Genomic DNA, 8,136 nt, shown 5'->3' with positions numbered 1-8,136 from the left:
TCGAAGTTGCGGGAGATGACGTGGGTCGGGTCGCCGATCATGGTGTATTCGATTTTGCCGATGGCTGGCGAGGTGTTGTGCCAGGCAGCGTGAGCAAAGTGGGTGTCGGTCGAAACGCTGTAGATTTCTACGCCCAGTTTCTGGAACGCAGCGTAGTTGTCGGCCAGGTCTTCCAGCTCGGTTGGGCAAACGAAGGTGAAGTCGGCTGGGTAGAAGAACACTACGGACCATTTGCCTTTCAGGTCAGCGTCCGAGACTTGTACGAAGTCGCCGTTTTTGAACGCGGTAGCTTTGAACGGTTTTACTTGGCTGTTGATGATAGGCATTGATGACTCTCCGTCAGGGTTGTGAATTCGATGGGTGAATCCTACCCACTCACTCGACGGATGGCTCATTGGCAAACCTGATGCTGCTGATTTGTTTTCGCTATTAGCTGACTGTATTAATAGAAGAAAACCATATCTACGGCGATAGCGGCTTATCCGTAATCCGAGCCATCCCGTGAAAGGGGCTGGCTTCAACATAGCGCATGGCTGACTTCATATCCTTCCAGCCGACGTAACTCATCAACGATTTCAGATCCCAGCCGCTTTGATGCGCCCAGGTGGCGAAGCCGCGGCGCAGGGAGTGGCTGGTGTAACGCTCGGCCGAGATGCCGGCGCGCTCCAGCGCCTGGCGCAGCAGTGGAATGACACTGTTGGCGTGCAGCCCCTCCTCGCTCAGATGGCCCCAGCGGTCAACGCCGCGAAACACCGGACCGCGCACCAGCGCGGCCTCGGTGATCCAGTCGATGTAGGCCTGCACCGGGCACAACTTGAGCAGCGCCGGCGCCTGATAGGTCTGCCCGAGATTGTCGCGATCGCCTTTGCTGCGTGGCAGATACAGGGTGATGCCGCTTCCGGCGTGCGCCTGCACATGCTCGATTTGCAGACGACACAGCTCATCACTGCGAAAGCCACGCCAGAAGCCCAGCAGGATCAGCGCCCGATCGCGATAGGCCTTGAGCAGTTGCGGACGATCCTGATTCTGCCTGGCGTTGCTGGCTTCCTGCTCCAGCCAGTCGACCACCTGCTGCAGATCGTGCAACTGCAGCGGCTCGGCCTGTTTTTCCTGCGCCGGGTGCAGCGCGCGAATGCCTTTGAACACCTTGCGCACCACCGGCGCCTTGGTCGGATCGGCAAAGCCCTGACTGTTGTGCCACTGCGCTAGCGCCGACAAGCGTAGCTTCAGCGTATTGATCGACAGCACGCCGGCATGCTCGACCAGGTACCGCGCCACGCTGTCGGCCGTCGCCGGCAGAAACCCGCCCCACTTCACTTCAAAGTGTTCAATCGCCGAGCGATAGCTGCGGCGAGTGTTGTCACGGGTGGCGGCTTGCAGGTAGCGATCGATATCGCTCATGGGCAGGGCTCTCGCAGGCGTACTGATTCAGGGCTGGAAAACGCAATTTAAGCACCTGACACTGGGTAATACCAGTATATCCCGCCTCTTATTAACCAATTATTTATCTTTATTTTTAGCGTGGTACACTGCGTTCTTTGGTGGCATGTACCACAGTACGAAAAGGTAGGAGTTCACATGGCCCGTGGTGGCGTAAACAAAGCAGTGGTGCAGATCGCGCGCACAGCGATTCTGGCCCGAGGCGAACACCCAAGCATCGATGCAGTACGCATCGAGCTGGGCAACACCGGTTCGAAAACCACGATCCATCGCTATCTGAAAGAGCTGGATGACGGCAGCCAACCGGTCGAAGCGTCCGCCGAACCGATCAATGACGAGCTGAGCGCACTGGTCTCGCGTCTCGCCCAGCGCCTGAAAGAACAGGCGCAAGAGCCCATCGAGCAGGCTCGCGAGCAGTTCGAAGAGCAACGTGAAGCGCTGGAATCGGAACTGAAACAGGTGCGCCAGGCACTCGAACAACTGGAACAACAGCACGACATTCAAGGCGCTGCACTGGCGCGAGAATCCGAAGCGCTGAAAGAAACCCGCTCGATGCTGCAGACCGAGCAAACCCGCAACGCCGGACTGAATCAGGCGCTGGCGGATTTCGAGTTGCGCCTGCAGGACAAAGACGAGCAGATCCGCTCGCTGGAAGAGAAACACCTGCACGCCCGCGATGCGCTTGAGCATTACCGCAACGCCAGCAAAGAGCAGCGCGAGCAGGAACAAGCCCGCCACGAAGGACAGCTTCAGCAGTTGCAGATGGAATTACGCCAGGCGCAACAAAGTGCGCTGGTGCGTCAGGACGAGATCACGCAACTGCATCGCGACAACGAACGTCTGCTCACGGAAAACCGTGGCACGCAGCGCGAATTGGGCCTGATGCAAGATCAGCTCAAGCACAGCAACCAGCGCCAGGATCAGTTGCTGGAGCAAGCGACTCGCGTCGACAACGAACGCACCCTCCTCCAGGAGCGCCTACGCGTGGCCCTGCTGGAAAGTCAGACGCTGAAACAGAACGTCGACGAACAGCTGCTGCTCAATCAGTCACTGGAGAAGGAACTGACCAAAACTCAGGCCAGCCTCGAAGACAGCTTGCGTCTGGCGGCTACCGTTGCGGCAGCGCCAGACACAGCCAAAGCGAAAGCGAAAGACGTTTAAGCGCCGACCGGCGTACGCATGGTGACGAACTCTTCGGCGGCCGTCGGGTGAACCCCGATCGTGTCGTCGAAGTCACGCTTGGTCGCGCCAGCCTTCAGCGCGATCGCCAGGCCCTGAACGATCTCACCCGCGTCCGGGCCGACCATGTGGCAACCGAGAACTTTGTCGGTCTTGCCGTCGACCACCAGCTTCATCAGGGTTTTCTCCTGACATTCGGTCAGGGTCAGCTTCATCGGGCGGAAGCGGCTCTCATAAATCACCACCTCATGCCCCGCCTCCCGCGCCTCTTCTTCGGTCAGGCCGACGGTGCCGATGTTCGGCAAGCTGAACACGGCGGTCGGGATCATCTTGTAATCCACCGGGCGATATTGCTCAGGCTTGAACAAGCGTCGCGCCACCGCCATGCCTTCGGCCAGCGCCACGGGCGTCAGTTGCACGCGACCGATCACATCGCCCAGCGCCAGAATCGACGGCTCGCTGGTCTGGTATTGCTCGTCGACCTTGATGAATCCCTTGTCGGTGAGCTGCACATCGGTGTTTTCCAGCCCCAGGTTGTCCAGCATCGGACGCCGGCCCGTGGCGTAGAACACGCAGTCGGCTTCCAGCACGCGGCCATCCTTGAGGGTCGCCTTCAGGCTGCCGTCAGGCTGTTTGTCGATACGCGCGATGTCGGCGTTGAATTGCAGGTTCATGCCACGCTTGGTCAGTTCTTCCTGCAGATGCTTGCGCACCGAACCATCGAAACCGCGCAGGAACAGATCGCCGCGATACAGCAGCGTGGTGTTCGCGCCCAGGCCGTGGAAAATCCCGGCAAACTCGACGGCGATGTAACCGCCACCGACCACGAGCACCCGCTTCGGCAGTTCTTTGAGGAAGAATGCCTGATTGGAGCTGATCGCGTGTTCGTGCCCCGGAATTTCCGGAATCTGCGGCCAGCCACCGGTGGCGATCAGAATGTTTTTCGCGGTAAAACGCTCGCCGTTGACCTCGACTTCATGCGGGCCGACGATCTTCGCGTGGGCTTCGTGCAGGGTCACGCCACTGTTGACCAGCAGGTTGCGATAAATGCCGTTGAGGCGATTGATCTCGCGGTCCTTGTTGGCGATCAGCGTCGCCCAATCGAAATTCGCTTCACCCAGGCTCCAGCCGAAACCGGAGGACTGCTCAAAGTCTTCGGCGAAATGCGCGCCGTACACCAGCAGTTTTTTCGGCACGCAACCGACGTTGACGCAGGTGCCCCCCAGGTAACGGCTCTCGGCCACCGCCACTTTCGCGCCGAAACCGGCGGCAAAACGTGCAGCGCGCACACCGCCGGAACCGGCGCCAATCACATACAGGTCAAAATCGTAGGCCATTTCTATCTCCTCGGCAGGCCATCAGCATACCTGCAGCGCTCCATTGGGCAAGCGTTGTGCGCAGCTTTTCGCCTCGATCAGCGCTGCCGGGAAACATCTCCAGATAATAATATTTCTCGTTTGTTACTAAATCGCCAGGCTGTACCTCGTCTTTGAACCAATGGATTTTTCCCCTCGAAGACAAGGAGTCGGCTGCGATGTTCGCGCCCATTACCCGTTCCATGACCCTCACTTTCGGCTTGTGCAGCGCGGCGTTGAGTGCCGATCTGCTGGCTGAAACCGCTCCTGAAACTGCCGCTCAGGCGCTGGAGCTGGAGTCCACCAGCGTCACCGCCCAGGGCCTGGGCATTAACACCGAGAACAGCGAGTCCTACACCACCGGCGCGATGAGCACCGCGACGCGGATGAACCTGTCGATCAAGGAAACCCCGCAATCGGTGTCCGTGGTCACGCGCCAGCAGATGGATGATTTCAAGCTCGGTACCTTGTCCGAGGCCATGAGCCAGACCACCGGCATCGTGGTGCAGCACAACGACTCGGATCGGGTCAGCTATTCGGCGCGCGGCTACTCGATCGACAACTTCCAGATCGACGGCATGCTGAACACCTTCAGCTACATGAAATCCGATGCCGACACCATTATCTACGACCGCATCGAAGTGGTCCGCGGCGCCACGGGACTCACCACCGGCGCAGGCGATCCTTCGGCGACCATCAACATGGTCCGCAAGCGCCCGACCGCCCAGATACAGGCGCTGGCGGGCGTCAGCGGCGGCAGCTATGACGACTACTACAGCTACGTCGATGTCGGTGGTCCACTGGCGTTCGATGGCCGGTTACGCGGGCGCACGGTGCTGGCTTATCGCGACAGCCAGTCATTCCGTGACAAATACGCGCTGCAACGCGAGGTCGGCTACGGCATCCTCGAAGCCGACCTGACCGAGTCCACCACCCTCGCCGTCGGTTACGACTATCAGGACAAGCAGGTTCAGGGCACCTCGTGGGGCACCGTACCCTATTGGAATGCCGAAGGCGGCAAGGCCGGACTCGGCCGATCGACCAACATGGCCACGTCCTGGAGTTCCTGGCCGCTGCGCGACAAAACCGCCTTCGCCACGCTCGACCAGCAACTGGCAGGTGGCTGGCATCTGAAAGCCGCCTACACCCATCGCAAGAGCGACACTGACGGCAAAATCTATTACGGCGGTGGTGGCTTCCCCGAAGCCGATCGCAGCGGCATGTCCGCCAACACCAGCCACATGGCCGGCGAACAAAGCATGAAGGCGTATGACTTCAATGTCGCAGGCCCTTACTCGTTGCTCGGTCGCGAGCACGAAATGATGTTCGGCTATGGCGAAGCCGAACGCCGCTCGGATGATCCCTACACCATCGCCGGCGCAGTACCCGCCGGTTATGAAAACATCCGCGACTGGAAATACATGGGCGACATCGGCAAATTCCCGGACACCGTGACCGACTTGAGCGGCTTCAAGGACTACACCCGGCAGAAGGCCGGTTATCTGGCGACCCGCCTGAGCCTTACCGACGAGCTGCATGCTGTGCTCGGCAGCCGCTACGGCAGCTGGAAGACCGCCAGCACCACCAACAGCTACAACGACAATCTGCAACTGAGCGGCGTCGACAAAAGCTCCCAGCAACACAACGACATGTGGACGCCATACGCCGGCCTGCTGTACGACCTGACGCCGGAATACACCGCGTATGTCAGCTACACCGATATCTTCAAACCGCAGACAAAGCGCGATGCCAGTCGCCGATACATCGACCCGGTGGTCGGCAGCAACTACGAGCTGGGCCTCAAGGGCAGTCTGTTGGAGGAACGCCTGAACCTCAGCACGGCGCTGTTCTGGAGCAAGCAGGACAACGTCGCCGAGCTGGACGATTCGGTGGCGCCGGATCCGGTGACCGGCGAGCAGTTCTACAAGTCCGGCGGCAAGGGCAACAAGGTCAACGGCTTTGAAGCGGAGGTCTCCGGGGAGGTTCTTGAGGGCTGGAACATGACCGCCGGCTACACCTACACCCACTCGGTCAACGGTGAAAAACAGCGCACCAATACCAATGAGCCGCTGAACATGCTGCGCCTGTCCACGGCCTATCGTCTGCCGGGCAACTGGCACGCGCTGACCGTCGGTGGTGCGGTGAACTGGCAGAGCGACGTCTATGGTGCGGCCAACCGCCCGGTCGGCCGTGGCGCCAACGGCCGGATCATCACCGAACGGTCGCGGATCAATCAGAGCGCCTACACCGTGGTCAAGCTGATGTCGCGCTATGAATTCGACAAGCACCTGTCGGCATCGCTGAATGTCGATAACCTGTTCGACAAGAAGTATTACGACAACGTCGGCTTCTACAACGGTGTGTACTGGGGCGACCCGCGCACGGTGACCCTGAGCCTGGACTGGAAACTCTGACCAATCCACGCAAACAGAACCCCTGTGGTGAGGGGATTCATCCCCGATGGGTCGCGAAGCGGCCCCACTCTCTCAGTGACGCGCAATGCATCACCAAACCCCCTCACCACCACTGTTAACCCCGAGTTAATTCCCCTCAGGGACACTGTGCCCCGAGATCTGCTTCATGGACGAACGGCTCCGACGATTTTCAGTAGGAGGCACCATGAACACCAGCACCGTAATTCTTGCCGGGCTTCTCGCTCTCGGTTCCGCCAGCGCCTTTGCCGAGGGCGGCGCCGAACGCATGCGGCATTACTATGACAACTTCCCGGTCCACCACGCGCAAGGCGCGCCGCAGACCGACAGCAAAGCGCCGGAACTGAAGGTTCCGGACGATCAGACCGCGCAAGTCACCGAGTCTTATCGCGACTGATTCAGCGAGCAACCGATGGACCTCCGATGGCTCCGCTCTGGCCTTGGAGATGACAGTTGGGCGCTCTGACGGGGCGCCTTTTTTTATGCCTGCAGATCCTTGATCCAGAACAGCATGCGGCCATGCGCGGGGTCGAACATGCCGGCGGCGAAACCGAACTTTTGATAGGCGTTCTGCGCCACCGCATTGCCTTCGAGCACTTCCAGTGTGATCTTGCAGCAACCGCGTTGACGGGCGATGTCCTCGACCTTGCGCAGCATCTTCTGGCTCAGTCCGAGGCCGCGAAATTTGTTCACTACCGCCACGTCATGCACGTTGACCAGCGGTTTACAGGCAAACGTCGAGAACCCCTCAAAGCAGTTCACCAACCCCGCCGGCTCACCGCCGACGAACGCCAGCACGCTGAACGCATGAGGTCTGCGGGCCAGCTCTTCAGGCAGACGACGCAGCAACTCCGGGGCAATCGAATGGCCGCCGCCCATGGGATCTTCTGCGTAATGATTGAGCACGATGCCGATGGCTTCGGCGTGCAGTGGATTGGTGTAACTGGCTTGCAGCACAAGAATTTCCGCGGAATCCATTTCCATCCCCGATCATGGCCCCGGCGTGCAAAGTGCGCACCTGAAAGGCTGCTCGACCTTAACGCGAGGATGTCGCGCGCCACAACCCAAGAAACTCAAATATTGATCCGATAACAAATCCCTGTAGGAGCTGCCGCAGGCTGCGATCTTTTGACTTTTCAAACATCAACGCCCCCAAATCAGCTCTTCGGTCCACCCCAACTCGGCAAAATCCTGAGCACGCAACCCACTCTCGCCGGCACAGAAGAACTCATCCAGTTGCGGCGGTTTTACCGATGTCGCGCTGAGCATCGTATGCACCTGGCCACGATGATGCATCTGGTGCTCGAACAGGTGCGAAAGCAGGCGCAGGCGGCTGTCGTGTTGCGGCGTTTCCCGGGCGATGCTGACGATCCGCCCCAGATCGGCATCGCGCAATTGCTCGCAATAGGCGATCAGTCGCCGGTCAACGTGCGCCTGTTCTTCGCGCAGCGTTGCGGCCTCGGTAAACGGCTCATCACGCTTGAAAAACACATAGCAATCGGGATGCGGCTCGTCACCGCGCAACTCGCGCTCCAGCGCATCGACGTAGAACCAGTCGCAGGTCAGGATGTGATTGAGGGTCAGGCGGATGCTCGGAAAAAAGCTCACCCGTGGCGCCGCCAGCTCAGTGGCATCGAGCCGGTTCCAGGCTTTGCCCAGGCGATGATTGGCCCAGGCATTCTGGTAAGCCATGGTCAGTAAATGATGCGACAACGGTTGGCTCATGCTCG

Annotated in this window: 9 protein-coding genes; 3 read left to right on the top strand and 6 right to left on the bottom strand. The window is 59.8% G+C overall.

Annotation, left to right across the window (positions count from 1 at the left end; translation table 11 throughout):
* Window positions 1–326: redoxin domain-containing protein (locus ACIOUG_RS04015; RefSeq protein ID WP_401062702.1), on the bottom strand; the 326-nt coding region annotated here is incomplete at its 3' end.
* Window positions 327–462: 136 nt separating this feature from the next.
* Window positions 463–1,401 (bottom strand): site-specific integrase, encoded by a 939-nt coding sequence (locus tag ACIOUG_RS04010; RefSeq protein ID WP_401062700.1) that lies wholly within the window; start codon window positions 1,399–1,401, stop codon window positions 463–465.
* 177 nt (window positions 1,402–1,578) lie between these two features.
* On the opposite strand from ACIOUG_RS04010, the gene ACIOUG_RS04005 reads away from it, so the two are divergent.
* The gene (locus ACIOUG_RS04005; RefSeq protein WP_401062698.1) at window positions 1,579–2,601 is read left to right on the top strand and encodes a DNA-binding protein; all 1,023 of its coding nucleotides are present in this window, start codon (window positions 1,579–1,581) and stop codon (window positions 2,599–2,601) included.
* On the opposite strand, the gene gorA is transcribed toward ACIOUG_RS04005, so the two are convergent.
* Entirely contained in the window at window positions 2,598–3,956 is a 1,359-nt protein-coding gene (gene gorA, locus ACIOUG_RS04000) for a glutathione-disulfide reductase (RefSeq protein WP_401062697.1), read from the bottom strand. The genes ACIOUG_RS04005 and gorA overlap by 4 nt on opposite strands.
* Complete coding sequence (locus ACIOUG_RS03995; RefSeq protein WP_401062695.1) at window positions 3,940–4,167, bottom strand: hypothetical protein; 228 nt, start codon at window positions 4,165–4,167, stop codon at window positions 3,940–3,942. Before ACIOUG_RS03995 ends, gorA begins: the two co-directional genes overlap by 17 nt.
* On the opposite strand from ACIOUG_RS03995, the gene ACIOUG_RS03990 reads away from it, so the two are divergent.
* Window positions 4,154–6,388 (top strand): TonB-dependent siderophore receptor, encoded by a 2,235-nt coding sequence (locus ACIOUG_RS03990; protein WP_401062694.1) that lies wholly within the window; start codon window positions 4,154–4,156, stop codon window positions 6,386–6,388. The two genes, ACIOUG_RS03995 and ACIOUG_RS03990, sit on opposite strands and share 14 nt — an antisense overlap.
* Before the next feature lie 205 nt (window positions 6,389–6,593).
* Window positions 6,594–6,803, top strand: coding sequence for a hypothetical protein (locus ACIOUG_RS03985; protein ID WP_401062692.1), 210 nt, complete (start codon window positions 6,594–6,596; stop codon window positions 6,801–6,803).
* A gap of 83 nt (window positions 6,804–6,886) precedes the next feature.
* Here the strand turns inward: ACIOUG_RS03985 and ACIOUG_RS03980 are convergent, their stop codons facing one another.
* Complete coding sequence (locus tag ACIOUG_RS03980) at window positions 6,887–7,384, bottom strand: GNAT family N-acetyltransferase (protein WP_401062827.1); 498 nt, start codon at window positions 7,382–7,384, stop codon at window positions 6,887–6,889.
* Window positions 7,385–7,549: 165 nt separating this feature from the next.
* Window positions 7,550–8,131 carry a DinB family protein gene (locus ACIOUG_RS03975; RefSeq protein WP_401062690.1) on the bottom strand — a complete coding sequence of 194 codons (582 nt, stop codon included), beginning with the start codon at window positions 8,129–8,131 and terminating at the stop codon, window positions 7,550–7,552.
* Window positions 8,132–8,136: the final 5 nt, after the last annotated feature.

This window comes from Pseudomonas sp. NPDC087803, assembly GCF_044742995.1.
Lineage (GTDB): Bacteria > Pseudomonadota > Gammaproteobacteria > Pseudomonadales > Pseudomonadaceae > Aquipseudomonas.
The sequence above is the reverse complement of the archived record's forward strand: the minus strand, read 5'-3'. Positions and strand labels throughout refer to the sequence as shown.